25 protein-coding genes and 2 tRNA genes are annotated in these 25,311 nt (G+C 65.7%); 7 read left to right on the top strand and 20 right to left on the bottom strand.

Annotated features, from left to right (window positions below; all coding sequences use genetic code 11):
• Positions 1 to 12: 12 nt before the first annotated feature.
• Positions 13 to 1,260, top strand: a complete 1,248-nt coding sequence (locus DCG74_RS05390) for an NAD(P)/FAD-dependent oxidoreductase (RefSeq protein WP_172787898.1) — start codon at positions 13 to 15, stop codon at positions 1,258 to 1,260.
• Positions 1,261 to 1,353: 93 nt separating this feature from the next.
• Here DCG74_RS05390 and DCG74_RS05385 read toward each other — a convergent pair whose 3' ends face one another.
• Genes DCG74_RS05385 through DCG74_RS05370 form a run of 4 tightly spaced genes read right to left on the bottom strand, consistent with a single transcriptional unit; the run spans position 1,354 to position 4,513 of the window.
• Positions 1,354 to 1,761, bottom strand: a complete 408-nt coding sequence (locus DCG74_RS05385) for a thiol-disulfide oxidoreductase DCC family protein (RefSeq protein ID WP_172787897.1) — start codon at positions 1,759 to 1,761, stop codon at positions 1,354 to 1,356.
• A gap of 60 nt (positions 1,762 to 1,821) precedes the next feature.
• Positions 1,822 to 3,141, bottom strand: a complete 1,320-nt coding sequence (locus DCG74_RS05380; protein ID WP_172787896.1) for an SDR family oxidoreductase — start codon at positions 3,139 to 3,141, stop codon at positions 1,822 to 1,824.
• Positions 3,142 to 3,149: 8 nt separating this feature from the next.
• Positions 3,150 to 3,617, bottom strand: a complete 468-nt coding sequence (locus tag DCG74_RS05375; protein ID WP_172787895.1) for a DUF2269 domain-containing protein — start codon at positions 3,615 to 3,617, stop codon at positions 3,150 to 3,152.
• On the bottom strand, positions 3,614 to 4,513 hold the full coding sequence (locus tag DCG74_RS05370; RefSeq protein WP_172787894.1) for a S9 family peptidase: 900 nt from the start codon (positions 4,511 to 4,513) through the stop codon (positions 3,614 to 3,616). The genes DCG74_RS05375 and DCG74_RS05370 overlap by 4 nt, the downstream gene beginning before the upstream one ends.
• Before the next feature lie 266 nt (positions 4,514 to 4,779).
• On the opposite strand from DCG74_RS05370, the gene DCG74_RS05365 reads away from it, so the two are divergent.
• Together DCG74_RS05365 and ppa are read left to right on the top strand one after the other, a co-directional pair.
• Positions 4,780 to 5,289, top strand: a complete 510-nt coding sequence (locus DCG74_RS05365; RefSeq protein WP_024338772.1) for a GNAT family N-acetyltransferase — start codon at positions 4,780 to 4,782, stop codon at positions 5,287 to 5,289.
• 179 nt (positions 5,290 to 5,468) lie between these two features.
• Complete coding sequence (gene ppa, locus DCG74_RS05360) at positions 5,469 to 6,005, top strand: inorganic diphosphatase (protein ID WP_172787893.1); 537 nt, start codon at positions 5,469 to 5,471, stop codon at positions 6,003 to 6,005.
• A gap of 134 nt (positions 6,006 to 6,139) precedes the next feature.
• Here ppa and folD read toward each other — a convergent pair whose 3' ends face one another.
• The 3 genes from folD to DCG74_RS05345 are packed head-to-tail and all read right to left on the bottom strand — an operon-like array spanning position 6,140 to position 7,676.
• Positions 6,140 to 7,024 (bottom strand): bifunctional methylenetetrahydrofolate dehydrogenase/methenyltetrahydrofolate cyclohydrolase FolD, encoded by an 885-nt coding sequence (gene folD, locus DCG74_RS05355; protein ID WP_172787892.1) that lies wholly within the window; start codon positions 7,022 to 7,024, stop codon positions 6,140 to 6,142.
• Between the two features lie 10 nt (positions 7,025 to 7,034).
• On the bottom strand, positions 7,035 to 7,370 hold the full coding sequence (locus DCG74_RS05350) for a DUF167 domain-containing protein (protein WP_172787891.1): 336 nt from the start codon (positions 7,368 to 7,370) through the stop codon (positions 7,035 to 7,037).
• A 15-nt stretch (positions 7,371 to 7,385) separates the two neighbouring features.
• The gene (locus tag DCG74_RS05345) at positions 7,386 to 7,676 is read right to left on the bottom strand and encodes a YggT family protein (RefSeq protein WP_018645113.1); all 291 of its coding nucleotides are present in this window, start codon (positions 7,674 to 7,676) and stop codon (positions 7,386 to 7,388) included.
• A gap of 204 nt (positions 7,677 to 7,880) precedes the next feature.
• On the opposite strand from DCG74_RS05345, the gene DCG74_RS05340 reads away from it, so the two are divergent.
• Positions 7,881 to 7,956: transfer RNA gene (locus tag DCG74_RS05340), tRNA-Ala, on the top strand.
• A 119-nt stretch (positions 7,957 to 8,075) separates the two neighbouring features.
• On the opposite strand, the gene DCG74_RS05335 is transcribed toward DCG74_RS05340, so the two are convergent.
• The 7 genes from DCG74_RS05335 to DCG74_RS05305 form a co-directional block, all read right to left on the bottom strand.
• Positions 8,076 to 8,888, bottom strand: a complete 813-nt coding sequence (locus tag DCG74_RS05335) for an enoyl-CoA hydratase (RefSeq protein ID WP_172787890.1) — start codon at positions 8,886 to 8,888, stop codon at positions 8,076 to 8,078.
• Positions 8,889 to 8,986: 98 nt separating this feature from the next.
• On the bottom strand, positions 8,987 to 9,781 hold the full coding sequence (locus DCG74_RS05330) for a glutamine amidotransferase (protein ID WP_172787889.1): 795 nt from the start codon (positions 9,779 to 9,781) through the stop codon (positions 8,987 to 8,989).
• Positions 9,782 to 9,910: 129 nt separating this feature from the next.
• The gene (locus DCG74_RS05325) at positions 9,911 to 10,690 is read right to left on the bottom strand and encodes an SDR family oxidoreductase (RefSeq protein ID WP_172787888.1); all 780 of its coding nucleotides are present in this window, start codon (positions 10,688 to 10,690) and stop codon (positions 9,911 to 9,913) included.
• Positions 10,691 to 10,875: 185 nt separating this feature from the next.
• Complete coding sequence (locus tag DCG74_RS05320; RefSeq protein ID WP_172787902.1) at positions 10,876 to 11,397, bottom strand: TerB family tellurite resistance protein; 522 nt, start codon at positions 11,395 to 11,397, stop codon at positions 10,876 to 10,878.
• A gap of 340 nt (positions 11,398 to 11,737) precedes the next feature.
• The gene (locus DCG74_RS05315) at positions 11,738 to 13,147 is read right to left on the bottom strand and encodes an adenylate/guanylate cyclase domain-containing protein (RefSeq protein ID WP_172787887.1); all 1,410 of its coding nucleotides are present in this window, start codon (positions 13,145 to 13,147) and stop codon (positions 11,738 to 11,740) included.
• A 50-nt stretch (positions 13,148 to 13,197) separates the two neighbouring features.
• On the bottom strand, positions 13,198 to 14,568 hold the full coding sequence (locus DCG74_RS05310; RefSeq protein WP_172787886.1) for a cytochrome P450: 1,371 nt from the start codon (positions 14,566 to 14,568) through the stop codon (positions 13,198 to 13,200).
• A gap of 33 nt (positions 14,569 to 14,601) precedes the next feature.
• A complete protein-coding gene (locus DCG74_RS05305; RefSeq protein ID WP_172787885.1) occupies positions 14,602 to 15,975 on the bottom strand; it encodes a hydrolase in 1,374 nt (457 codons plus the stop codon).
• A gap of 135 nt (positions 15,976 to 16,110) precedes the next feature.
• On the opposite strand from DCG74_RS05305, the gene DCG74_RS05300 reads away from it, so the two are divergent.
• Positions 16,111 to 17,793: an MFS transporter gene (locus DCG74_RS05300; RefSeq protein ID WP_172787884.1), complete on the top strand. Its 1,683-nt coding sequence runs from the start codon at positions 16,111 to 16,113 to the stop codon at positions 17,791 to 17,793.
• Between the two features lie 118 nt (positions 17,794 to 17,911).
• On the opposite strand, the gene DCG74_RS05295 is transcribed toward DCG74_RS05300, so the two are convergent.
• Entirely contained in the window at positions 17,912 to 18,127 is a 216-nt protein-coding gene (locus DCG74_RS05295; protein WP_172787883.1) for a cysteine rich repeat-containing protein, read from the bottom strand.
• A gap of 172 nt (positions 18,128 to 18,299) precedes the next feature.
• Positions 18,300 to 18,593 carry a hypothetical protein gene (locus tag DCG74_RS05290; RefSeq protein ID WP_172787882.1) on the bottom strand — a complete coding sequence of 98 codons (294 nt, stop codon included), beginning with the start codon at positions 18,591 to 18,593 and terminating at the stop codon, positions 18,300 to 18,302.
• Between the two features lie 252 nt (positions 18,594 to 18,845).
• Here DCG74_RS05290 and DCG74_RS05285 point away from each other — a divergent pair, with 252 nt between their 5' ends.
• Positions 18,846 to 19,889, top strand: a complete 1,044-nt coding sequence (locus tag DCG74_RS05285) for a polysaccharide deacetylase family protein (RefSeq protein WP_172787881.1) — start codon at positions 18,846 to 18,848, stop codon at positions 19,887 to 19,889.
• A gap of 129 nt (positions 19,890 to 20,018) precedes the next feature.
• Here the strand turns inward: DCG74_RS05285 and DCG74_RS05280 are convergent.
• From DCG74_RS05280 to DCG74_RS05265, 4 genes are all read right to left on the bottom strand, one after another.
• Positions 20,019 to 20,094: transfer RNA gene (locus tag DCG74_RS05280), tRNA-Thr, on the bottom strand.
• 99 nt (positions 20,095 to 20,193) lie between these two features.
• Positions 20,194 to 22,017 (bottom strand): heme biosynthesis protein HemY, encoded by a 1,824-nt coding sequence (locus DCG74_RS05275; RefSeq protein WP_172787880.1) that lies wholly within the window; start codon positions 22,015 to 22,017, stop codon positions 20,194 to 20,196.
• Between the two features lie 36 nt (positions 22,018 to 22,053).
• On the bottom strand, positions 22,054 to 23,274 hold the full coding sequence (locus DCG74_RS05270; RefSeq protein WP_172787879.1) for a COG4223 family protein: 1,221 nt from the start codon (positions 23,272 to 23,274) through the stop codon (positions 22,054 to 22,056).
• Positions 23,275 to 23,337: 63 nt separating this feature from the next.
• Positions 23,338 to 24,084, bottom strand: coding sequence for a uroporphyrinogen-III synthase (locus DCG74_RS05265; RefSeq protein WP_172787878.1), 747 nt, complete (start codon positions 24,082 to 24,084; stop codon positions 23,338 to 23,340).
• Positions 24,085 to 24,241: 157 nt separating this feature from the next.
• Here DCG74_RS05265 and tsaD point away from each other — a divergent pair, with 157 nt between their 5' ends.
• Positions 24,242 to 25,309: a tRNA (adenosine(37)-N6)-threonylcarbamoyltransferase complex transferase subunit TsaD gene (tsaD, locus tag DCG74_RS05260; RefSeq protein WP_172787901.1), complete on the top strand. Its 1,068-nt coding sequence runs from the start codon at positions 24,242 to 24,244 to the stop codon at positions 25,307 to 25,309.
• The last annotated feature ends 2 nt before the right edge of the window (positions 25,310 to 25,311 follow it).

Below are 25,311 nucleotides of genomic sequence, written 5' to 3'. Positions count from 1 at the left end.
TAGAGCCCGTCCATGACCTCTCTCCCCTCCTCCGTCGACGTTGCGATCATCGGCGCTGGTGCCGCCGGTCTCGGCGCAGCCCATGCGTTGCACGGCTCCGGCCTCTCCGTCATCGTGCTGGAGGCCCGTGACCGGCTCGGCGGCCGGGCCTGGACGGTGCAAGCCTCGCCCGAGGTGACCTTCGACGTCGGCTGCGGCTGGCTGCATTCGGCGGACAAGAACTCCTTCGTGCCGATCGCGCGACAGCTCGGTTTCGAGCTGAACAAGGACCTGCCGCCCTGGCGCGAGCGCGCCTATGGCAACGCCTTTCCGGAAAGCGAGCGCGACGATTTCATGCGTGCGATGGACGCCTTTTACCAGCGCGTGTGGAAGGCCGCGCAAACGGGCAAGGACGAGCCCACGAGCTCGCATTTGGAGCCTGGCAATCGCTGGAATCCGATGATCGACGCGATCTCGACCTATATCAACGGCTGCGAGCTGAAGGATATGTCGACGCTGGACTGGGACGCTTATGAGGATACGAACTTCAATTGGCGCGTTCGCCGCGGCTACGGCGCGCTGATTGCGGCTTATGGTGCGCCCTGCCCGGTGGCGCTGAACTGCAACGTCACGCTGATCGATCACTCGGACAAGCACATCCGCATCGAGACGTCCCGGGGCACGCTGACCGCGGACAAGGTGATCGTCACCGTGCCGACCAATCTGATCGCCGATGAAGCGATCCGCTTCTCACCGCCGCTCCCCGCAAAGGTGAACGCAGCGGCCGGCCTGCCGCTCGGCGTCGACGACAAGGTGACACTGGGGCTCGACGACGCCGAGGCTTTCCCGAAGGAGGGCAACCTGCGCGGCGCCACCATGCGCACCGACATGGGCACCTACCACATCCGCCCGTTCGGCCAGCCCTGCATCGAGGGCTTTTTCGGCGGCAGCTTTGCCCGCGAGCTGGAAGATGCCGGTGACGGCGCCATCGCCGCGCAAGCTATCAACGAGATCGCGGGTTTCCTCGGCAACGATATCAGGCCCAAGCTGAAGCCGCTCTGCGAGTCCCGCTGGGCTCGCGATCCCTTTGCGCGGGGGTCGTATTCGCATGCGCTGCCGGGGCATGCCGGAGATCGCGCTGTGCTGGCCGCGCCGGTGGATGGGCGATTATTTTTTGCGGGGGAAGCGACGTCCCCAACGTTCTTCACGACGGCGCATGGCGCGCGGGACAGTGGCGAGCGAGCGGCGGGGGAAGTGCTCGCGACTCTGGGAACGTCGTAGCTCCACACTTCCGTCATTGCGAGCGTAGCGAAGCAATCCAGACTGCCACCGCGGAGAGATTCTGGATTGCTTCGCTGCGCTCGCAATGACGAATTATTCGATCACCCGCGCCCGCAAATCCGCGTCGGGCACGAAGCAGGCATCGTACTTGCCGAAGATGCGATAGCGGTTGTGCGCGACGAGGCTGTACACGAGGTCCCGCAGCGGCTTCGGCACGGCGAACAGCCCACGCACCCAGCCCCAGCCGGGGAGCTGCGACAGCACCGTCAGCGCAGCATCCGACTTCATGAACACTTCGCCGCCATGGATCACCGCATTGGTATCGGGATCATCGGGGTCGATACCGAACGTGCGTGCCAGCCGCGCCCCATAGTCCGACTGGATCGGCGTGAAGCGAAAGCGCCTCGCCTCATCGCGCTTGGCGACGAAGCGTACCCAGCGTGAGCAGAAGATGCAGATGCCGTCGAACAGGATAACGTCATCGTCGGGCCATTTTGGCATCAGACTCTCTTTTTGACGCGTTTTCTTCATGCGAACCGGAATCCACTTCGCTCGAAAACGCTATCGATTATCCAGGATGAGCAACGCAACGAGCATCAGCACGATCGCCGGCCCGGTTTTCACCAGCGCGCCGAGCGGTTCGATCCACAGGTCGGGCGTCAGGATCGCCGCGCCCACCATATACCCGAGCGAGGCGACGATTCCCGTGACGAGCCCGACCGCCGCGGTGCGGCGGAAGGCGATCAATACGCCGATGCTCATGTCCATCAGGCTGGTTCCGATGGTGATGGGATCGACCAGCGCGGGCGGAAAATTGTGCGCGCTCAAGATGCCGGCGGCGGCAGGATAGGACACGAACAAGGCGATGAAACCGGAGACGACCCAGAACGCGACCAGGCTTGCGAAGATCAGCGCCTTGACCAGGAACAGGCGCGCGAACCATTTGTCCTGGATGCTGGCAGGATGGCGTCCGATCGTCTCAGGCAGCGTCTTCGGCGCGATGCCCGTCGCGGCGATCCACGCTGACGGATCGCCTGTCACGCCGCGACGGAGCTCGGCAATGGCGGTGGAGCGCATCGGCGGCATCCAGCCGAGATGGCTGGCGATATCACCGAGTTTCGCGCCGAGATCGAGCATGAGGCGCGGCATCGCGATGCGCGGCCAGCCGGCCGTGCCGAATGCAAGGCGAAACGGCTTGATGACGCCGGCCATGGTGACCGGTTCGGCCGCCATCAGGTCCCAGCTCACCGCCCTTAACGAGGCACCGTCGATGTCGCATGCCGCGAGCCAGGCGATGGTCACCGAAATATCCTCGATCGCCACGGGCTGGAATGGCGTTGCCATTTCCTTGGCCGGCAAATCGATCGGAAAGGCAGCAAGCGTGCGGAGCATGGCGCTGCCGCCATAGGCTGGGGGTGCGACCACGAAGCCGGGCCGCAGGATGGCGTGGGGAATGCCGCTAGCCCCGATCAGGCGCTCGGCCTCGCGCTTGGTCGTGGCGAAGGCGGTGCGATCCGCCTCCGCGGCGCCGGGGATCGAGATGTGCACCAGTCGGATTGCGCGGCCGCAGCCGCCGATCGCCTGAAGCAGCCGCGCGACGAAATCGCGATGCACCGCGCTCGTGTTGCTGCCGGGGCCATCCTGGAGCACGCCGAGGCAGTTCACGACGACGTCCACCGCATGCTCGCTGAGGAAACGCATCAGCGCGGCCGCGTCGAGGATGAGGATCGGCAGCTCGATGTCCAGCGCGCTCATCCTCTGCGCCGGCGACAGGCTCCGCGCCACGCCGACGACGCGAAAGCCCCGCGTGCGCAGATCGTCGGTGACGAAGCGGCCGATCAGGCCGGAGGCGCCGAGCACGAGAATGGTGCGCTGGTTCATCACGTGTCTCAAAACGGTTTCGCGATCATCAGCCACAGGATCAGCACGGTCGCGCCGAAGCCGGGGAAGCCGAACGCGAACCAGCGGCGGAACAGCACGAAATAGCGCTGTGGCAGCGCACTGCGCTGCGCAGCAGCCTTGCGCGCGAGGTCGCGCATCTCGATCTGCATGAACACCACCGGCACCCAGAACAACCCGGCAATCGCATAGAGCGCGAGTGAGGCCAGCAGCCAGCGCTCCGCGATCGACGTCGCCGACAGCATCATCAGCACGCCGCCGCTGATCGGCTGGAGGATCACGGCCGACAGCGTGAAGATCGCGTCCGCGATGACGACGACCGAAGCGGTGCGGGCGATGAACTCCGGATCCTGCGTGCGATGCGCCATCAGCATGAAGAAGGCGATGCCGGTCCCGGTGCCGAGAATGACGATGGCGCCGAGCACGTGAACAAATTTGACCAGGAAATACAGCGTCATGGCTTCTTGGTCGCCACAGGCTTGGGCGGGTTCAGCACGCGCGCGAGCTCGCTGCCGGCGGCTTTGACGCCGGCTTCGGTTTCGATCAGCCAATGGCCTTCGCTGCCGACGGCCGGCAGCGGGCGAAACTCGGCCTTGCCGCCAGTGCCGCGAAACGCATCGACGAGTTTGTGCGAGAATGCAGGCGCAAAATAGCTGTCATTGCGCGCAACAAGCCAGGTGACGGGAATGCGGGCGGTCTTGCCGAACTCCGCTGCCGCGGCGAGCAGCGTATGCGGCGCGCAGATTCTGTTCGGCTCATCATTGGCATGGCCGCCGCGTCCCGGAGCAAACACCGTGATGGCGGAAATCACCTTCGGATCGGCATTGGCGAGCGCCAGCGCACCCCATCCGCCGGCGGAATGGCCGATCACGATCGCGCCGTCCTTGCGGATGAAGTCCTGCTTTTGCAGATGAACCAGCGCCCGCGAGATTGCGTCGGCCGTTGCGCGGCCCGAGCGTGCGTAATCGGCTTCGTCGCAGCCGCCCTGATCCTCGAGGTAGCGGCCGCCGGTTGCACCATGGCCGGGCCGCTCCGGCACCAGCACGGCAAAGCCGCGCGCGACGAGATAGGCGGCAAGCGGACGATATTCCGGCTGCGGCATTTGCGCCCGACGCAACGTGTTCTGCGTCGAGGCGTGGGCGATCACCGCGAGCCGGAACGGACCTGGGCCGGAGGGGCGAAACAGCACGGCATGCGCGGCAAGGTCGGTATCCGGCGTGGGCACGCGCCAGTCCTCCCGACGCAACGGCGCGCCCTCCTCTCCCGATGGACCAAACCTGACCTGCGCACACAGAGGCGGCGCAGTCAGCAAAGCCAGCAGAGGCAGGAGCGCGATGATGTTGAGGAGCCGCATGAATTGCCGAGAGCGAACGCGAACAGCGACAGCCAGATTAGTAGGAACGAATCATTATCGGCCGACTTTCTGCGGTGCCATTGCCGTCCCCTCGTTGCCGCGACGTAGTTTTGCACCGACGCCGGCCCTGCGGTTGGCGTTTGACATGGCGGCTTGTCCTCTTTCGGCACAACATGGCCGAAATACTGATGCAGAAAGTCCACAGGTTAACCGATAATTAACGATAGGTCTTGCCGCCGACGCGGCGACTTGGTTTGATCGCGTCCATGAGCACAACCCTGATCGAGGTCCGGCCGGCCAAAGCCGCAGATGCAACTGCGGTGGCGTCGACCCATGACGAAGCCTGGCGTTCGGCCTATCAGGGCATCATTCCCGGGGCCGAGCTGGAGAAGCTGATCAACCGCCGCGGTCCGCAGTGGTGGGACAGCGCGATCCGCAAAGGCAGCCGCGTCAGCGTGCTGGTGTTCGGCGACAAGATCGCAGGCTACGCCAATTACGGTCGCAACCGGGCCCGCAGCCTGCATTTCGACGGCGAGATCTACGAGCTGTATCTGCGGCCCGAATTTCAGGGCCTCGGCTTCGGCCGCCGCCTGTTCGCCGCCGCCCGCCGCGACCTCATGCAGAGCGGCCTGAAGAGCATGGTGGTGTGGGCGCTCTCGGACAACGACCCCGCCACCGAGTTCTACCGGGCCTTGGGTGGCCGCATGGTGGCACGCTCGTCGGAGCGGTTCGGGCCGAAGGCGCTCGACAAGGTTGCCTTCGCTTGGACCAATTGAGCTGCTGAAACCCTAATCGGGCAGCGTTCCCATCCGTCGATACCGCCGGCCGCTCGAGCCGGTGATCGCCGGATTCATTATTTCACAAAAACGCGATGGATCAGCGGGCCAAGCCCGCGTATGACAGCGCCAAAATCGCTGCCGGGCGCGATTTATCCTCGGCAACAACGGAGCCTTGAATGCGTATCGATGCGGTCTCGATCGGAAAAAACGTCCCCCACGATGTCAACGTCATCATCGAGGTCCCCGTGGGCGGCGAACCGATCAAGTACGAGATGGACAAGGAGGCCGGCACGCTGGTGGTCGACCGCTTCCTCTACACGCCGATGCGTTACCCCGGTAATTACGGCTTCATCCCGCACACGTTGTCGGATGACGGCGACCCTTGCGACGTGCTGATCATCAACACCCGCGCCATCATCCCCGGCGCCGTCATGAGCGTGCGCCCGGTCGGGGTGCTGTTCATGGAAGACGAAGCCGGCGGCGACGAGAAGATCCTGGCGGTGCCGTCGTCCAAGCTGACGCAGCGCTACGACAAGGTGAAATCGTACTCCGACCTGCCCGACATCACGCTGCAGCAGATCCAGCACTTCTTCGAGCACTACAAGGATCTCGAGAAGGGCAAGTGGGTGAAGATCCTGCGCTGGGGCGGCCCGGAGGAGGCGCACAAGCTGATCCAAGAAGGCATCGAGCGCGAGAAGAAGAAGAAGGGCTAGGCTTCCGTGCCCCGGACGCAGCGCAGCGTGAAACGATGCGCTGCTGAGCCGGGGCCCAGCACAGCGGCGCCATGGGTCCCGGCTCAGCGTCGCGTCACTTTATGCCGCGCCGCGTCCGGGACGCGAGAGCTTGCTTACACCGCCGGCTTCGGCAGCCCTGCGATGGCGCACGCCGCGCGCAGCGTGTTCACCAGGAGGCACGCCACCGTCATCTGGCCGACGCCGCCCGGCACCGGCGTGATCGCGCCGGCAACGGCAAGCGCTTCCTGATAGGCGACGTCGCCGACGAGGCGCGTCTTGCCGTCCTCCTTCGGAATGCGGTTGATGCCGACATCGATCACGGTCGCGCCCGGCTTCAGCCAGTCGCCGCGCACCATCTCTGGTCTTCCAACCGCGGCATAGACGAGGTCCGCTTTCCTCACGAGGCCGGGCAGATCGCGCGAGCGCGAATGCGCGATCGTTACCGTGGCGTTCTCGTTCAGCAGCAATTGCACGAGCGGGCGGCCGACCAGGTTCGAGCGGCCGATGACGATCGCGTTCATGCCCTCCAGCGAGGCATGCACGCTCTTGGTCAAGATAATGCAGCCGAGCGGCGTGCAGGGGGACAGCGCATCGAAGCCGCCGGCGAGCCGGCCAGCATTGTTCGGATGCAGCCCGTCGACGTCCTTGCCGGGATCGATGGCGTTGATGACGGCCTCGGTGTTCAATCCCTTCGGCAACGGCAATTGCACGAGAATGCCGTGCACGGCGGGATCGCGGTTGAGCTTTGCGACCAGCGCCAGCAGATCTGCCTGCGAGACGTCGGCCGGCAGCTTGTGCTCGAACGAGGCCATGCCCGCGGCCTGAGTCTGGGTGTGTTTTGAGCGGACATAGACCTCGCTGGCGGGGTCATTGCCGACCAGGACCACTGCAAGGCCCGGCACCAGGTTGTGCTCGCGCTTGACGCGGGCGACCTCCTCAGTGACGCGGCCACGGAGTTCTGCCGCAATGACTTTTCCATCGATGATCTCAGCGGTCATGTCAGTTCCCTCAGTCCTTCGATTTGGCCGATACAAGCTGGCGCAGGGCTTCGCCGAGCCGCGCCGGATCGCCGTCGACCGCGATCTGCTTCAGCCGCGACGTGGCTCCGGATAGCAATTTCACGCTGGCCTTGGGCACGTCGAGTGATTTCGCCAGCAGCAGCAGAACGGCCTTGTTGGCCTCGCCGCCATCGGCGATGGCGCGCACCCGCACCTTGAGCACGCTGCGGCCATCCGAAAGTTGCTCGATCCCGTCGACGTCGTCGCGGCCTCCGCGCGGCGTCACCCGCAGCGCGATGCTGATCCCTGCGGCCGAGTAGCGCCAAGGCTCCTTGTTGGCAACCAAGGCGCTCCCGCCCGCTTAGATCACGTTCGGGTAGATGTAGTACAGAATCACCCGCTCGATGAACATGATGATCAGGATCAGGATGATCGGCGAGATGTCGAGACCGCCGAGACTGGGCAGGAAATTGCGAATCGGCGCAAGCAGGGGCTCGGTGATCCGGTACAGGAACTCCGCCACTGCCGAGACGAACTGGTTGCGGGTGTTGACCACGTTGAAGGCGATCAGCCAGGACAGGATCGCGGAGGCGATCAGCAGCCAGACGTAGAGATCGAGCACGATGATGACGATGTCGAGAACGGCACGCATGGCTTTTGAGGCCTCTGGCTTTTGAAAACTCTGGCTCGGTCGGGATTGACGCCCCGTTTGCTAGATATCGGTTCCCCCCGGCCCAAACAAGGGAAGTCGGCGCCCGGATGGCTAAAACCCGGTTACACGCGTCCTTGACTTGACCTTGGCGGGGACTTAAATGGCGCCCGGTTGTCGGCCGCGTTCACCAGAGCGGCCAGCAAAGGGGCCATAGCTCAGCTGGGAGAGCGCGTCGTTCGCAATGACGAGGTCGGCGGTTCGATCCCGCCTGGCTCCACCAGCCTTCGCTGGCTTCGCCAGCTTCGGCTCGGCAAGCCACGTCGAACTCTATCGCAGCGAAGCCAGCGAGGGCTGCCGCGGCGTAGCCCGAAGGGCGGAGCCGGGCTCCCTCCGAATCCCCTACCTCCCCGTAAACCTCGGCGGCCGCTTCTCCATGAAGCTCGCTACACCCTCGCGGAAATCGCTCCCGTTCAACGCCACCATCATCTCGCGGTTGGCCTCGATCGTCGCCTCGGCCAGCGTCTGGAACGGCACCTCGTAGAGCTGGCGCTTGATCACGGCCATCGCGCTCGGCGAGACGAAATCGGCGAGATCGCGCGCGTAAGCATAGGTTTCCTCGCGCAGCTTCTCCGGCGAACACAGCCGGTTGACCAAGCCCATCCGCAACGCCTCATCGCTGGAGACGCGCCGCGCCGAGAGCAACAGATCCAGCGCATTGGCGTGGCCGACGATGCGCGGCAGCATCCAGCTGATGCCGTGCTCGGCGATCAGGCCGCGCCGCGCGAAGGCGGTGGTGAACACGGTGTTGTCGGCGGCAAAGCGCAGGTCGCAATAGAGCGCATGCACGAGGCCGATGCCGGCCGTGGCGCCATTCAGCATCGCGATGACCGGCTTCTTGATCGAAGGATAGTAGCCGTACCGCGTCTGCCAGTCCGGCCGGCGATTCATGTCGAACGGCGGCAGGTTCGAGGCACGCCTGACGTCGTTGGGATCGAGGCCCTTCAGCGCATCCATGTCGGCGCCGGCGCAGAAGGCGCGGCCCGCGCCGGTGAGGACGATGACGCGGACATTGTCGTCGGCGTTCGACGCCTCCATCGCGTGGCGCACGTCACGCTCCATGATCGGCGTCCATGCATTCATGCGATCGGGGCGATTGAGCGTGATGGTCGCGATCTTGTCGCTCACCTCATAGAGAATGTGTTCGTAGGCCACGGCGCTCTCCCTTGCTTGCCGGCACGCATTGGTGCGCGATCGTTTGCAGAGAGCCTAGCATATTCAGGGAAGAGGCAAGGACTTGCGCGAAGGCGCGATCACTCGGCGGCTTGCGCCAGCACCGGCCGGCGCTCCAGCCAGCCATCAATGAAGCGATCGAGCCAGGCGCGTTCGGCGACATCGTAGACGGCACGATCCGCGAAGTGATGATGCCGCTGCCGCGCCCCAGGCGCGCTGAAGCCGTCGTAGCCGCGCGTGGTCCAGCGGCACATCATCGCGTAGGTCACATCGGGGTGGAACTGCACACCGAAAGCATTGCCGGCGCGGAACGCCTGCACCGGGAAATCATCGCCTTCGGCGAGCAAGTCGGCGCCGAGCGGCAGCTCAAAGCCCTCGCGATGCCAATGATAGACCTGCGCCGGCCAATGCGGGCAGAGCGCGCGGCCTGCGGCGGTCGGCCTGATCGGATAGTAGCCGATCTGCGTCAGCGCCTGCGCATGCGGCGCGACACGGGCCCCGAGCTGCATCGCCAACATCTGCGCACCGAGGCAAATGCCGAGCAACGGCCGCTGTTCGCGGAGCGGAATTTCGATCCAGTCGATCTCGCGACGGATGTAATCGTCGGGATCGTTGGCGCTCATCGGGCCGCCGAAGATCACGGCGCCGGCGTGCTGATCGAGCGTCTCGGGCAGGGGATCGCCGAAGCGGGGACGGCGGATGTCGAGGCGATGGCCGAGCGCGCGCAGCGCATTGCCGACGCGGCCGGGCGTCGAGCACTCCTGATGCAGGACGATCAGAACCGGCAGCCGGGTTTCAGCGGCGGCGGCGCGCGGCGCCCTCTGTGGGAAGGCGACCACCTCTGCGCCACCAAACCTGTCCGTCCGGAATGACATGGCCTCTGCGAGTGCTATCGGTTCAGACCGCCAGCATAGCTAAGCGATAGTTAACATCGTGTGAGTTTGCGCACACACGCCGCGTGCTTGAAGCAAGCTCCGGGCCACTACGGACGCGGGCGGCGTTGTTCAGCGCCGCTGCCTCTGGAACCGGCTGGTGGCGGCCAGGATGAAGCCACGCGGAAAGAAGCGCAGCGCGAACGGCACAATCTTGATGCCGAAACCCGGCAGCACTGCCCGTTTGTTGGCCATCAGGCCGCGATACGCCTCCCGCGCAACTTCGGCGGCAGAAACGTTGAGCATGGCCGTATCATGTTGCGAGCCAACACCAGCGCGGGCCTGGAATTCCGTGGGCACCGGGCCCGGACAAAGCACGGTGACGCGAACGCCGCGGGGCGCGAGCTCCGCCCGCAATGCTTCGGTGAAGGAGATCACATAGGCCTTGGACGCGTAGTAGACCGCCATGCCGGGGCCGGGCAGGAAGCCTGCAACCGAGCCGACATTGAGAAGACCACCCTTGTTCCGGACGAGTTGATCGGCGAAGCGCAGCGACAGATCCGTCAGGGCCCGGACGTTGACGTCGACGATGCCGAGCTGCGTGTCGCGATCGCGCTCGATGGCATCGCCGAACACGCCGAAGCCGGCATTGTTGACGAGATGATCGAGCTCGACGCCCTCGGCGGCAAGTGCTGCGGCGATCCTCTCGCCGGCATCCGCGTTCTCGAGGTCGCAGGCGATCACGATCGGCTTCTTGCCGCCCCTGGCGGCGAGCTCGCTCGCGAGCGCTTCGAGCCGATCCACCCGTCTCGCGGTCAATGCGAGGCGATGTCCATTGGCGGCAAACACACGCGCCAGCTCCATCCCGATGCCCGCCGAGGCACCGGTGATCAACGTTACCCGCTCAGTCACGATCGAAGTCTCTTGAATTGAAGTCTGTGGCCCCGGCAATGGCTGAACGAGAGCATAGGCCGTACGCGCCACGCAAGCGGCGCAGGCAGCATGGCTGCTTGAGAAGGCGACAGGGGATCAGCAAAGACCGGTATTTGCAGCCGAATCCGCAAAAGCGGGGCCGCCCGGCTTACATTAAAGTTTCGTCATGTGGCGCGCAGGCCAGGCAATCCGCCGGGGACAGGTCCGACAGCGCGATCCTTGACCTGGCCACCGGCACGCTCCGCAACGGCGTGCTTCAGCTCGATGCGGTCGCGCTGGGAAATGCCGAGCAGATCGGACGCGCGCCAGACCACATTGTCCTCGAACTCGCTAACCTCTCCGTCGGCATAGACCAGCTCCCACATCATCTGCACGATCCGCTTGCGGCCCGCTTCGTCGAGCGAGCGCATGATGACGCTGGTGAAGTGATAGAGGTCGACGGCCTCACCCTCGACCTGGGTGGCATCCGCGATCAGACGGTCAGCGGTGCCGCGGTCGAGCCCGAAATGGCTTTCGATCAGGCTGTGCAGCTTGCGCTGCTCGGCCGCGCTGGGCTGGCCGTCCAGCGAGACCACATGGACCAGCAGCGCGGTCGCGGCCAGCCGATAATCGCTGTCGCCGAAGGCGCGGTCCTGGGCTTGGGGGCCGACAATGTCGGCGATGAATTGACGCAAGCCGTCGAGCATAGGTCCTACCGAGATCGATGACGCCGCAAGGAGCGCGGCCGTTACCAGCATTATATGAGCGGGAAACTCAACCGCCGCAACGTGCGTCAGTTCCGCGCGCGCATTACGTTTCGGCAATCTGGGAGGTGCCTTCGGCCTCATGACATGGGCCGACCCGGCCATGACGATGGAGGATGTATCACCCATCTGCGTCTACAGCGTCATTGCGAGCGCAGTGAAGCAATCCAGAATCTTTCCGCTGAGGCAGCCTGGATTGCTTCGTCGCATCAGCGCAAAATTGCTTCGCAATTTTGTCGCGAGCTCCTCGCAATGACGGAGATGGTGGCAAATTCCGCTGGTCTCACGGTATCTCGTACACCACCATCTTGTCGGCTATGCCGCGGAGCGCGGCCTGTTTCTGAATCGGCTTGATCTCGCGCTGTTGAAGGATTTCGGCAACCGCCGGCACGTCGAGCACCGGGCCGGTGATGTGGATCTCCTGCGCGGTCGACAGGCTCTGCACGCGGGCGGCGATGTTGACGGTCTGGCCGAAATAATCCTGCCGCTCGTTGAGCATCACCGCAAGGCAGGGGCCTTCATGGATGCCGATCTTGAGAATGAGATCGTTGGCGCCGCGTTGCTTGTTCAATTCGTCCATGGCTGCACGCATGTGCAGTCCCGCGGTGATGGCGTGCTCGGGCCTGACGAAGGTCGCCATGACGGCATCGCCGATCGTCTTCACCACCGCGCCCTTTTCGGCCGCGATGATCTCCAGCAGCGCACGGAAATGCGCTCGCACGAGATCGAAGGCACTGAGATCGCCGACGCGCTCGTACAAGGCCGTCGAGCCCTTCAGGTCGGTGAACAGGAACGTCAGGGACGTGATCTTCAGCCGCTGGTCGACGTTGAGATTGTCGGCCTTGAAGACGTCACGGAAGGTCTGATTGGAAAGCATCCGCTTGGCGGTCAGGATCGGCTTGCGCTTGCCGATCATCTCATGCAACGCGTCGGCGGCAATCCAGACCGACGGCAACACGCGATTGCCTGATTGGTTCTCGAGCGTGAGACGCAGCGGTCCGGGACGCATCACGGTGGTCCCCGTGGGCGCCTCCAGCTTGTTGAACATGATCGAAAGCTGCTGGCGTTCGCTGGTCGGCTCACCCTGGACATCCAGGAAGTGTGCGGAATGGGTGACCGGCTCGAAAACGATGATGAACTGGCTGGGCAGGTTCAGCGAGAGGATCGCCTTTTCTCCCGCAGGCAGTTCGAGTGCTTCAAGCGTCACTTCGTTGATCAGCCGTGAAAACGATTCCTCGTTGATGTCGACACCCGAGCTCCAGAACATCTGTCGCACATACTCCCAGATCGGCAGCGTGTCGGGATCGTGAGCCCCGATGCGGCGGACCCGCGGACTGACGGTGAAGGCGACTTCGACCATCTCGTCGACGGACGCCTCGTATCCGGCCGCACAGAGAGCGCAGTTGTAGTCCTCGTGCTTCAGCGATTTCAACGTTGCATGCGCGCCCAAGACACCACCGCAGCCCGGACACAGCACGTTCCAGCTCATGTCGAACAGGCCGAGCCGTGAGGCATGCAGGAATCCGGAAATGACCTTCTCCTGATCGAGCCCGGTACGATCGGCAAAATCGAGCACATTGATACGGTTGAGATCGCGATCATGACCATTGGCGATCAGCTGCGCGATCGCATCGACCACCTCTGGGTCGGCGGTCTGCTTCAGAACGGAGAACTGGGCCTGGATGTCGCTCATGGCGAAACTCTATCTAGGGTGGTTCACGCCAACGGCCAGACGCGCGCCTGTCACCGACGCGTGATGCGGAACATGGGTGAGTGGTCCGGCTGGGTGGTGACGACGCCAAGCGGGATCACGGCGGTCGCGGGGTCGGCGAGCTCGACACGGAATGCGCCGATCAGCCGCGCCAGCGCCAGCACGGATTCGGCCTGGGCGAACGGCGCGCCGATGCAGACGCGCGGACCCGCGCCGAACGGCAGGTAAGCAAAACGGTCCGGTGCCTCCTTCGACATGAAGCGCTTTGGAATGAAGGCGTTCGGCTGATCCCACAGCTTCTCGTGCCGGTGCAACAGCCAAGGCGCGATCATGATGATGTCGCCCTTGCCGATCTCGACGCCCGCCGCGTTGTCCTTGTCGCGCGCGGCACGCGCGACCAGGAAGGCCGGCGGATAGAGCCGCATCGTCTCGTCGATCACCGCGCGGGTGAATTTCTGGCGATCGATGTCGGCCATGCTGTCGAGATGCTCGCCGCGGGTCTCGGACGCCACCTCATCCTGCGTTTCAGGATCGAGCGCGAGCAGGTAGAGCGCCCAGAACAGCGCCGTTGCCGTGGTCTCGTGACCGGCGAGGATCATGGTCGCGACCTCGTCGACGAGCTGCTCGTCCGAGAAGCCCTTGCCCGTTTCGGGATCGCGTGCCTCGTCCATGAGATCGAACAGGTCGCGCGGCGGCGCGCCGTCCTTCTTGCCGGCCTTCCGCCGCTCGGCGATCAGCATGGCCACGAACTCGGTCCAGCGCTTGCGGAAACGGGCGCGGGCAAAATCCATCGGGCTCGGCCAGGACACCGGCAGCACCATGTCGAGGAAATAGGGACGCCCCAACCGCGCGGCATATTCGATGATGAAGTCGCGCAGCGTCGCGCCGTGCTGGTCCATGCCGAACGAGAACATCGTGCGCCCGGCGATCTCCAGCGTCATGCGCTGCATGATCTGGCGCAGGTCGACCGGCTCCCCGGTTTTCGCGTCCAGCCTGGCGATGGTCTCGTCGAGCACCGCCGTCATATGCGGAACGAGGTTCGCGGTCGCGCGCGGCGTGAAGGCCGGCGCGAGTGTGCGGCGCTGGAACGTCCAGGAATGACCTTCCGCGATCAGAAGGCCGTCGCCGAGCACGGGGCGCAGCATGCGGATGCCGGCCGGCGTGCGCGTGTAGTTCTCGTAATTGCTGAGCAGGACGTGCCGGATCGCGTCCGGCTGGTTCAGGATGAAGCTGTTGCGAAAGAAGAAGCGGCCCGGGATGACCTCTTCCTCATAGGCGCGCTGTCCCCAGGTCGCGATCATGTTCTGCCGGATAACCGCGAGCCGGCCGAAGAACGACATATCGTCGGGCGCACGCGGGGGAGCCGGAGGGATGATGGGCCGACGCACGCTGGCGATATTCATGGCTCTCTCCCGCAGGGTGGGACAGGTAAATAGCTAGTAAGTCAGCTCGGCAATGGCAATCCGGTTCTCGGACGCAGGCCAGGCGCGTGCCACAATTCGTTCTTCGCCGAATTGGGCGACGATGTTACGTCCAACCTCGCTGGCGGGAAGCCGCAGGGTTGCTGCCGCATCCGTGGGCACGCCCGGCTTGACGTCGGCCGGCTCCTTGCCGTCAAGCAGCACCACGTCGCGCGGCAGGCCGAAATAGCCGCGCGGACGCGACATGATCACGACGGCGCCGGCGTCCTTGTCGGCCGGCCCGAGCGGGCGCGCAGGCCGCAGATGCACGACCTCGGACGAGCGCGGGAAGGGCGAGCGATAAATGTGCGTCGTCGGCGCATCCGGCGAGGTCAGCACGAATTCGAGCGACCAGGCGGGATCGACCTGCGCCGGCCCCCAGCGGCCATCGGAGCCCGTCTTCGAGTTGTGCAGCACACCGGCTTTGCGCTCACCGGTATCAGGATCGACACGGAAGACATCGACGGTTGCACCCGCGACCGGGCGATTGGTCGGCGCGCCGCCCGGCGTGCCGGTGACCAGGCCGCTCAATGTCACACTGGCCTCCGGCGCGATCGCGATGCGCGCAGGCTCACGGCCGGCGATGAACTTGTAGATCTCCCGGAACGCGCGCGGGTGAAAAGCCACCTCGCGATGGTCGAGCGCGCCGAGTACGAGATTGGTGGCGCCCTTCAGCTCCGGCCCTTCGGCCGTGACATTGGTCGGCGTGCCGGGCTTGCCGATGAAGCGGCCGTCGCTCTGCGCATATTTGTCCATGCCATCGCTGCGCAGCGTGAGGAAGGCAACGCCCGGAGTCACCTCGCTCTCGCCCTCGTTCAGGCTGCGCAGGAACGTGCCGCGGCCATTGAACTCGTTGTTGGGCTGGTCGTCGGTCGCGAACACGCCGTGATTGGGCGTGCCGCACAGCACGGCATGGCTGACATCGCCGGCGCCGCCGTTCCTGATGACGTTGCGGATGGCGTTGCCGCCGCGCGAGCTGCCGACCAGCGCCACGCGAGGCGCGCCGGTGCGGCGCTTCAGTTCAGCGATGGCGGCAGCAAGCTCACGGCGCTGGTCCTCGGTCGAGGAGCGGCCCGCCTGCTCGACCTTGTCGTCGTTGCGCGCCAGGGGGTCGGTGAAATTGATCGCCATCATGCGATCGCGTGCGACGCCATTCGACTCCATCCGCCACAAGGTGGTCATCCAGAGCGCGCCGTAATCGCCATTGCCGTGGACGAACAGAATCGGCGGCAGCTCGGTGCCCGCCGCGGCGGCGGGCGCGGTCTGGGCAAGCGCGTCCGTCCGCAAGCTCGCAAGTGCGAAAGGCGCGCTCGCAGCCCCTTGCAAAATCGTCCGTCGCGACAGCTTCATCTGTTCCTCCCGGCAGCCCGCCTCTTTGCACTGCTTATAGCGGCCTAAGCACTGGACAGCGAAGGACTTTCGCGGGCATCACTGAATTGGCCGGAATCACCACGACCACTTCTGCCATCCGACATGGAAGGGGATATGACCGAGCAGCCGAACCGCCCGAAAATGGCCGCCGACGGCATCACTGCGCCCCTGCGGTACACCGTGTTCCGGCGGATCTGGCTCGCCAGCCTGCTCTCCAATCTCGGCCTCCTGATCCAGGGCGTGGGCGCGGCCTGGGCGATGACGCAGATGGCGGCCTCGGCAGACAAGGTGGCCCTGGTGCAGACCGCCTTGATGCTGCCGATCATGCTGATCTCGATGCCCGCCGGCGCCATCGCCGACATGTATGACCGTCGCATCGTCAGCGTGATTTCGCTGTCGGTCGCGTTGATCGGCGCGAGCGCGCTCACCGTGCTGGCCGGCTTCAACCTGATCACCCCCGAATTGCTGCTCGCCTTCTGCTTCGTCGTCGGCAGCGGCAATGCGCTGTTCGGCCCGGCTTGGCAGTCCTCGGTCAGCGAACAGGTACCGCCGGAGGCATTGGCGTCCGCGGTGGCGCTCAACGGCATCAGCTACAACATCGCGCGCAGCTTCGGTCCGGCGGTCGGCGGCGTCATCGTCGCTGCACTTGGCGCGGTGGCCGCGTTCGCCTGCAATGCGATTCTCTATCTGCCGCTGCTTGTGGTGCTGCTGCTCTGGCGCCGCAGCAACGAGCCGTCGCGCCTGCCGCGGGAAAAGCTCAACCGCGCCATGGTCTCGGGCGTGCGTTACATCACGAATTCGCCGCCGATCAAGATCGTGCTGTTGCGCACGCTGGTGATGGGCCTGATCGGCGGCGCGGTGATGGCGCTGATGCCGCTGGTCGCGCGCGACCTCCTGCATGGCGGCGCACAGACCTACGGCATCATGCTGGGCGCCTTCGGCATGGGCGCAGTGATCGGCGCACTCAATATCCACGAATTGCGCAAGCGCATGAGCGGCGAGGCCGCGATCCGCGCCTGCACCATCTCGATGGCCTTCGCCATGGCCGCCCTCGCTTTGAGCACGGAGCCGGTGCTGACGGCAACCGCGCTGGTCCTGGCCGGCGCGGTCTGGATGGCTGCGATCGCGCTGTTCAACATCGGCGTGCAGCTCTCGGCGCCGCGCTGGGTCGCGGGCCGCTCGCTCGCCGCGTTCCAGGCCTCGATCTCCGGCGGCATCGCGATCGGCGCCTGGGGCTGGGGCCATCTCACCGATTATGCCGGCGTCGAGATCGCGCTGCTGACCGCGGCAGGCCTGATGCTGGTCTCGCCGCTGCTCGGCATCTGGCTAGCGATGCCACGCGTCGGCGCGCGCAACGAGGATGCGGACGTGCTGGCCGATCCCGAGGTGAAGCTGTCGCTGACCGGACGCAGCGGACCGCTGGTGGTCGAGATCGAATACCGGGTCGCGCAAGAGAATGCGCGCGCGTTCCACAACGTCATGCAGGACGTGCAGCTCTCCCGCCAGCGCAACGGCGCCTATGGCTGGTCGATCGCGCGCGACATCGCCGACCCCGAGCTGTGGACCGAGCGCTATCACTGCCCGACCTGGCTCGACTATTTGCGTCAGCGCAACCGTTCGACCCAGTCCGAACGCGCGCTGCATCAGCAGGCGATCGATTTCCACATCGGCCCCGAGCCGGTGCGGATCCGCCGCATGCTGGAGCGTCCATTCGGCTCGGTGCGCTGGAAGGACGAAACGCCGGACCGCGCCAACAGCGAGGTGCTGCCGGTGGTCGCGGCCGGGAGCAGTACGTAATTCTGGTCATTCCGGGGCGCGCGAAGCGCGAACCCGGAATCCATCGAGCAGCATGAGCGTGGAGAAATGGATTCCGGGCTCGCGCCTTACGGCGCGCCCCGGAATGACGAGGATGTGTTTACTGCCCGTGATCCGTCAGCACCTTGTCGCAGCCCTTGCTGAGCCGGGTGCGGTTCTGCTTCAGGCAGGCGAGCACGGCGCCGTCGCCATTGTTCATCACGGCGCGGCAGAAGCGGCTGACATCGCGCGCGCAGGCATCATGGCCGGGCTGCTGTTGCGCTGATGCTGCCGATGCGCACAAGAGCAAAGGAAGAATGAAAAGAAATCTGGTCATCGCGTAATGCCTCTACCCGGAAGAAAGTGCGGGCGAAGCTAGTGCGACGATCCGGAGGCTGCAACGGCTTTATTGCCGGGCTGGAGGCAAGCCACCGCGTGGCCCCGGCGTGACACCGGGGCACATCGCGAGGGGGAGCTGACCAGCGCGACGATCGTTGTTGCGTGCGCTCTTACTGGCTGTCCCGGGCGTCAGCGACCTTGCGCGAGGCGCCCTTGGCGAGGTCCTTGTCCATCACCGCGCGGCAGCCGGCGCTGAGGTCCGAGCGATGCTTGATCATGCACGCCGTGATCTTCGGGATGTTGGGGATCTCCGCCGAGCAGAGACGGAAGGCATCGCCCGTGCACATCTGCTGCGCCTCAGCCGTGAAGGCGAAGCTCGCGCTCGTCGAAGCGATCGAGACGATGGCGGCAAAGCCCAGGGCCAGGCTGGTATCGCGGATCTTGCTGGTAAACGACTTGGTCATTTGAAGCTCCCATTGGCACCGCCTCAGCGGGCCCGTTATCGATGGGAGCTACGATGCTCCGGCAAAACCGTTTCCACTGTGATGACAGTCACGGGAGACCCACTCTCTGTGATCTCGGTCACTTTGGCGCACCCTACTGAAATTCCACCGCAACCGCTGTCGTGTTGGTGTCACGTTAACTCTTGGTTCGCATTAATGGCTCGTCGCGCGGGAAATTCCGCCGGTTTGGTTGCGTAATTGGAAAGATTAGCGATGCGTAATGCGTTGGGCCTGATGCTGGCCAGTGTAGTTGCGGCGGTCGTGATCGCCGCCGGCGGTTGGTTTTATTATTCCACGCGCGCCGACCAGGGCGCTCCGAAGACAGTTGCCGCCCGTGTCGCCGACCCATTGCCGGCACAGGCGAAGCTCGCCGCGAAGGACGACGTCGAGACCACCGCGACCGTCGCGGCCAAGCCAGCCGCTCCGGCACCTGCGCCGGTCATGCCGATGCAGCCGAAACAGGTCTGCACCAATCCGAACGCGCTGGGTGTGTCCCGCGTCGTCGAGATCGACACGACGGGCGGCCCCGGCTTCGGCTTCGAGCATTTCAAGCAGTTCGACTTCCTGACCGAGAAGGAGGTCGTGCTGACCTTCGACGACGGTCCGTGGCCGGTCAACACCCCTACGGTGCTGAAGGCGCTCGCGGACGAATGCACCAAGGGCCTGTTCTTCTCGGTCGGCAAGCACGCGACCTACCATCCGGAGATCCTGAAGCAGGTGCTGGCCCAGGGCCACACGGTCGGCACGCACACCTGGTCGCATGTCAATCTGAACAGCAAGAAGTTGACCGAGCAGCAGGTCAAGGACGAGGTCGAGAAGGGCTTCAGCGCGGTGAAATTCGCGCTCGGCACCAATCCGGCGCCGTTCTTCCGCTTTCCGCAGCTGCAGCACAATCCCGCGATGGTGAGCTATTTCGGCACCCGCAACGTCGCGATGTTCTCGACCGAAATCGATTCCTTCGACTTCAGGAAGGGCGCGACGCCGGAGAAGATCGTCGAGACCGTGATGACGAGGCTGGACAAGCTCGGCAAGGGCATCATCCTGATGCACGACTTCCAGAAGAACACGGGCCTCGCCCTGCCGACGCTGCTCGCGCGGCTGAAGGCCGGCGGCTACAAGGTCGTGCAGATGAAGGCCAAGACGACCTTCCAGACGCTGCCGGAATATGACGAGGCGCTGATGAAGGACATGAAGGTGCCGACCGCGGGCACCAACACCCGCCCGATCGCGAGCGTGGTGCAGACGGTGTCGCAGTAAGCGCGATCAATCCAAACTCTTGCGTCATGGCCGGGCTTGTCCCGGCCATTTTGCGTGTCTGGATCGGGCGAAGACGTGGATGCCCAAGCCCAGGCATGACAGCAAGATTGGAGGATCCGAATCGGGTGCTGGTGCCGCAAGAGGGATTCGAACCCCCGACCCCGTCATTACGAATGACGTGCTCTACCGACTGAGCTATTGCGGCGAACCTGCCGAGACCGAAGCAATGCCGGCCCCGATACGCGCGCTCCTGATATCGGGCATGGCCCGAATTGGCAAGGACAAGCCGGGGGCGAAATGCGGCTCACGCGCCCCAGCGGGACCAGAATCCGCGCCAGCCGCCCGCCTGGGCCTTTGCGTGGGCTTTGGGCGTGCCGATTTGTTCCGTAAATTCATCGCTTGGGCCCTCGTCGTCGATCCCGGGATCGTCGGGTGCACGGACGATCGGAATGACGGTCTGGATCGGCGCCGAGGCGGGCTTACTGAGGTCGGCCCGGGTCCGGAAGACGGGCGTTGCCGCCGGAGGCGATGATTCAGCGGGCGGCGGAGCCGGATTCGCCGGCTCAGCGGGTGTGACGGCCGGCTCGTCGATCTCCGCAGTTTCCTTCGCAGCTCGCTCCGCGGTTTCCTTGGGAGCTTCCTTGACAACCTCCTTCGCGGCCTCCTTGGCCGGAGGGGGTGAATTGTCCTGCGCGGCCGGTGCCGGCACCGGGGCCACCTCCGGCGGTTCCACCGAGGCCTCGCTGGGAACCGCAGTCACCCGCTTCGCCGGCGGAGCGGCCAGCATGGCTTCCTCGAAGGCGGAGGATTCGAGCGTGGGGCCCCTGTCCGAGGGCAGGCTCGCGACCGGCGTCTGCCACTGGAACGCATCGAGGCGGCCGGTGACCGGGGAGACCGGACGCCAGCGGTCGCTGACATAGCCGTCCGCGGTCCAGGCGGGATCGAGGCGGGCGCGCACCGCGCGCAAGGTCCAGGCGCGGGCTCGGCCGCCGTCACCATGCTCGGTGCGCTCGAGCTCGGCCATCAGCAGCGCGACGCGCTGGGTCGGATCCTTGAGATAAGGCGCGAGCACCTCGCGCGCGCGGGCGAACTCCGAGGCCTCGATCGCAGCGCGCGCGATGGCGAGCTGCCCTTCGACATAACCGGGCTTGTCGGCGGGGGTCTTCGCGGCGAGAGTCTCCACCCGCTGCAAGCGGTGCCATGCGGTATCGCCGAGCTTCACATGCGCATAGGCTTCCGCAAGATCGGGATGCGGATTGGCGAGCCAGGCGGCTTCCACCATCTTCATGGCGCGGCGCACCTGATGCGCCTCGCTCTCGAATTTTGCCGCGAGCACGGCCGCCGGCACCAGGGTCGGGGCGAGCTTGACCGCTTCCATCGCGCTCTCCCGCGCGACGTCGCGGTCCATCGTTTCCAGCTCCAGCGCACGCGCGGTGAGCAGCACGCCGCGCTGCCGGCGATAGGTCTGCTTGTCGATCAGGCCCGCGGAGAGATTCGAATCGAGGATCGCGAGCGCGCCGCTCCAGTCGCCGCGCGCGCAGCGGAAGCCGAGCACCGCGTGCGAGGCCCAGGTCGCGGACGGCGACAGCTTGATGGCTTCCTCCGCGATCATCACGGCGCCGACCGCATCATCGGCGCGCTGCGCCTCGATGAATAGACCGCGCAGGCCGAGAAGCCGCGTATCCTCGCGCTCGGCCATGACGCGGAAGACGCGCTGCGCCTCGTCGCGATTGCCTTCGAGCTGCGCCGACTGCGCGTGCAGCAGCAGCGCGAGCGGATCGTTCGGTGCATGCCGCCGTGCCGCCTCGGCGTGCCGGCGCGCGAGCGCGGGATCGCCATGGCCGATCGCGAGCAGGCCATGGGTGATGGCGTGACGGCCGCGGGCATGGCGCTTGTCATGACGCCGGCGGCGCAAGCGCCCCGGCATGCGCCAGATCGTCGTCAGGATGCTCCAGACCAGCACGACGGAAGCGGCAAAGAGCCCGAGCAGGAACACGAACCTCGGCAGCGTCGTCGAGATGCGGAAGCTGCCCGCGGTCAGGACGAGATCGCCGGGCTGGTCGGCAACCCAGGCCGCGCCGACCGCCGCCAGTGCGATCAAGACGAGAAAGAGGACGATGCGAAGCATGGTCGATCCCTATACGCGCCGATTGTTGCGCGAATCTTATTGAGTAGATTTGGCGAGATCCGCCATGGCATCGTCGGCGAATTTGCGGGACGCGGCGAGCGCGGCGTCGCGGGCGTCGGCCTTGTCGAGCCAGGCCTGTGCCGCGGCGCGATCTGCCACGGGCAGCGTCTTCAGCTCGCGCCGCGCCTCGGCGAAATCGCTGCGGAGCGCCGCCGCCGTCACGCGCGACACGATGGCGCCGCGATCGTTGCCGACGCCGTCGGTGCGCTCGATCCGCACGAGCTTTGAGGCGCCGGCCTGGAGACGCTCGACAATGCCGGCCTCGCTCGACGGAGCTTCAGCCGGCGGCGACAGCTTCGGCACGATGTTGAGGAGCTCGCGGCTCAGCGCAGCCGACGTCGGGATGCCGGACGATGCAAACGCCTCGAGCGGCTTGAGCATGTCGGGCTTGGCCGTCAGCGACCGCGCCGCGGCCAATTGCGATTGATAGGGATCGCCGTGGCGAACGGCAACGTCGAGCAGCGACGCCGCCACCACATAACGGAGCGGCTTGTCGTCCATCGTCTTGGCCTCGGCGATCTTCTCGCCCTGCTGCGCGAGCTCGGCCCGCTCGGTCTTGCTGGCGCGCTCGAGCTGAGCGATGCGGTCGGCGAGCGCGGCAAGATCGGGCGCGGCAGTCGGCGGCGCGGATTTCGTATCGTTCAGCGCGCTCTCCATCTTGTCGAACTGCGCGCGCAAATTGGCGATGTCGCCGCGCAGGGCGCTCGCCGCTTTCTCCAACGCATCGATTCGCGTCACTTGGGCCGGATCGGCCGCGGGCTTGGCGGCCTTGGCTTCGACCGCGGCAACGCGTCCGCTCAGCGCATCGACGGTCGCATTGGTGACCTGCGGCGCGGCCGGCGGGGCCTGTACCGCCGGCCAGCCCAGCATCCAGCCGACCGCGATCACGACCGCAGCTGCGACCGCGCCGGAGAACGGTGCAACGACCCAGGGGGAGATCGGCGCCGATACGAGCGCCGCCGCCGACGCCTGCTGCTCTGCCGATTCGGGCTGAGGCTCGGCCTTGAGCTCTTCCGAGCCGGGCTCTTCCACCCTGGCCTGCTCCTGCGCGACATGCTCGGACGGCTCGGGCTCGCCGGCGACCTGCTGCGGCTGGGTCGAGACTTCCGTCGCCTCGAGGTCGATGGTGGGCGGGGTGCGCTTGGCACGACCCGGATCGGGCGCCAATCCAGCGTCTTCAGGCTTATCGTCGGCCATCGTGACGGTTCCTCACACTTCCATACCAGGGTGGATCAGATTGCGTCGGATTCGGCCCGACCTTTACGCCAAACGGGTGCGCAACGCACGCTCCAAGGAGTCGAATAAGGCAGTTTCGTCCGGCGTTGCGGCCACCAGAACCTGCGACGCGCCGGCCTCGCGCAGCACGCCCGCAACGGTCTCGGACAGGCAGCAATGCGGAATCGCCAGCGCCGAAATTTCGACACCTTCGTCCCGCGCCGCATCGAGGAACGCACGCGCGCTACGCCGGGAGTAGTGCAGCACCGCCTCGATCCCATGGGCGGCAAAGCCTTCGCAGACCTCGCGCGGCAAATGCTTCACCGGCGCCATGCGATAGGTCGTCCGCGTCAACACGCGAAAACCTTCCGCACCGAGCTCGCCGCCGAGGTCGCGCGACAGATCCGCGCCGGCGAGATACAGCAGCGCGCTCTTTTTCTTCAGCACCTTGTCGCGCGCGCTCTGCATCACCTTGTCGCGCAAGGACGCGGCATCGCCGCCGGCGACGATCACCTCGGCAAAACCGGCCTCGCGCGCCGCAGCAGCCGTATGCTCGCCGAGCGCGAACAAAGGCAGCTGCAACAGACCGAGGTCCGGCAATTGCGACGCCACGGTGCGGATCGCGTTGGCCGAGGTGACGAGAACGGCATCATAGGAAACGCCACTCTCGCCTTGGAAGGCGACCGGCTCGAGCTTGAGCGCCGGCGCAAGCAGCACCGCATGCCCGCGTGCGCGCAGATTGTCCGCCGTCGCCTCGTTGTCGGGATGCGGCCGTGTGACGAGAATGGACATCGCTGGTGTTCCCGGACCATTTGGCGGTGACGCATTGACCAGAACGGCTGCGCGTGACGATTGCGCAAGACGACCCCGGGATGCTACCGGACGTACCAGAACTCTGCTTTACGGATGAGCGCAAGGGCGCAAATTGGATAACAATTCGCCAATGCTGGTGCTGGGCATCGAAACCACCTGCGACGAGACCGCTGCGGCCGTGATCGAACGCGCGGCCGACGGCAGCGGCAAGATCCTGTCCAACATCGTGCGGTCGCAGATCGAGGAGCATGCCCGTTTCGGCGGCGTGGTGCCGGAGATCGCCGCGCGCGCGCATGTCGACGTGCTCGACGGGATCATCGACCGTGCCATGGCCGAGGCCGGCATCGATTATGCCCAGCTCGACGGCGTCGCGGCGGCCGCGGGGCCCGGGCTGATCGGCGGCGTCATCGTCGGGCTCACCACCGCGAAGGCGATCGCGATGGTGCACGACACGCCGCTGGTCGCCGTGAACCATCTCGAAGCGCATGCGCTGACGCCGCGCCTCACCGACGGTATCGAATTTCCCTATTGCCTCTTCCTCGCCTCCGGCGGCCATACCCAGATCGTCGCAGTCACCGGCGTCGGCCAATATGTGCGGCTCGGCACCACGGTCGACGACGCCATCGGCGAAGCCTTCGACAAGGTCGCGAAGATGCTGGGCCTGCCCTATCCCGGCGGCCCGCAGGTCGAGCGCGCGGCGGCAGGCGGCGATGCCACGCGCTTTGCGTTTCCGCGGCCGATGCAGGGACGCCCGGATGCCAATTTCTCGCTGTCGGGACTGAAGACGGCGGTGCGCATCGAAGCGAGCCGGCTGACCGAGCTCACGCCGCAGGACATCAGCGATCTCTGCGCGAGCTTCCAGGCCGCCGTGCTGGATTCGACGGCCGACCGGCTGAGCGTCGGCCTCAGGCTTTTCCGCGAGCAGTTCGGCGCACCGCGCGCGCTGGTCGCCGCCGGCGGCGTCGCCGCCAATCAGGCGATCCGCGGCGCCCTTGATGATGTCGCAAGGCAGGCCGGGACGCAGCTGATCATGCCGCCGCCCGCGCTTTGCACCGACAACGGCGCCATGATCGGCTGGGCCGGCGCCGAGCGCCTCGCGCTCGGCCTGACCGACACGATGGACGCGCAGCCGCGCGCACGCTGGCTGCTCGACGCCAACGCGACGGCGCCCGCGGGTTACGGCAAGACGCGGGCGGGATATTAGCG

Source organism: Bradyrhizobium sp. WBAH42, assembly GCF_024585265.1.
In the GTDB taxonomy this organism is placed as follows: Bacteria; Pseudomonadota; Alphaproteobacteria; order Rhizobiales; family Xanthobacteraceae; genus Bradyrhizobium.
This window is presented reverse-complemented; position numbering and strand designations above follow the sequence as displayed.